The sequence below is a fragment of the Variovorax glucosi genome (assembly GCF_051216695.1).
Lineage (GTDB): Bacteria > Pseudomonadota > Gammaproteobacteria > Burkholderiales > Burkholderiaceae_C > Variovorax.
In genome coordinates, this window is the sequence record NZ_JBPJZE010000150.1 from 1 (window position 1) to 1,313 (window position 1,313).

At 67.3% G+C, this 1,313-nt stretch carries 1 protein-coding gene and 1 pseudogene; both read left to right on the top strand.

Annotated elements, in window-relative coordinates:
- Positions 1–508, top strand: a pseudogene (locus ACSFA3_RS23745) (NAD-dependent epimerase/dehydratase family protein); the annotation flags it as partial.
- A 157-nt stretch (positions 509–665) separates the two neighbouring features.
- The coding region (locus ACSFA3_RS23750; RefSeq protein ID WP_435507869.1) for a uracil-xanthine permease family protein at positions 666–1,313 on the top strand (648 nt) is incomplete at its 3' end.

Sequence of the window (1,313 nt, forward strand, 5' to 3'; positions counted from 1 at the left end):
GGTCGTCGTGCTGAAAACGTCGCGCTTCTTCCCCGAAGACGACGACGATGCCGCCGTGCGCAGCCTCTATTCGCTGGACAACGCACAAGCCAACGAGCTGCTGCACCGGCGGGTCGACATCGAGGACGTGGTCGAAGCGCACCTGCTCGCCGCCGCGCGCGCCCCGGCGCTGGGCTTCGGCAGCTACATCGTCTCGGCCACCACGCCCTTCGCGCGCGACGACCTGCCAATGCTGCGCGAAAGCGCGCCACGGGTGCTGCGACGCCTGTTCCCCGAGTGCGAGGCGCTGTACGCGAAGCAAGGATGGAAGCTGCCCGCGCAGCTCGACCGCGTCTACGTGAACGCACTGGCACGGCGCTACCTGGGCTGGCAGCCGCGCCACGACTTCGCCCATGTGCTGCAGTGCCTGCGCGAGGGCCGCGACTTCCGCAGCCAGCTGGCGCGCGACGTGGGCAGCAAGGGCTACCACGCCGAAGCCTTCGACGAAGGCCCTTACCCCGTCGCGTAGCACCAGGCGGGGGCGCCATGAGGGCCCGCGCCGGATGCGGGTTTTCCTGAGTCGGATTGTTGCATAAGTTGTATACAGTTTGGCGTACACAAAACGGGGTGTGCGCATGCCAAGCCGTGTCGCCCACCTTCCTTCTCGCCGCAGCAGGAGCCCAACGATGACGGCCGACAGTTCTCTCTCAACAGTCCATCCCGTGGACCAGCGCCTGCCTTCGGGCAAGCTCGCGGCCCTCGGCCTGCAGCACGTGCTGGTGATGTATGCGGGCGCCGTCGCGGTGCCGCTGATCGTCGGGCGCGCGCTCAAGCTCACACCCGACGAGGTCGCGCTGCTGATCTCGGCCGACCTGTTCTGCTGCGGCATCGCCACGCTGATCCAGGCACTGGGCGCCACGCAGTTCTTCGGCATCAAGCTGCCCGTGATGATGGGCGTGACCTTCGCGTCCGTCGCACCAATGGTGGCCATCGCCAATGCCAACCCCGGTCAGAACGGCGCGCAGCTGCTGTTCGGCGCCATCATCGGCGCGGGTGTGGTGTCGATACTGATCGCGCCGCTGGTGAGCCGAATGCTGCGCTTCTTTCCGCCGGTGGTCACTGGCACCATCATCGCGGTCATCGGCATCAGCCTGATGCGCGTGGGCATCAACTGGATCTTCGGCAACCCGGTGGGCCCGACGGCACCCGCGCTGGTCGACCCGGTCTATGCGAAGTGGCTGGCCGAAGTGACTTCGCCGGGCAGCTCCATTCCCGCCGTGCCCAAGGGCTTCGCGATCATGCCGACGGTGCCCAACCCCAAGTACGCCGACCTG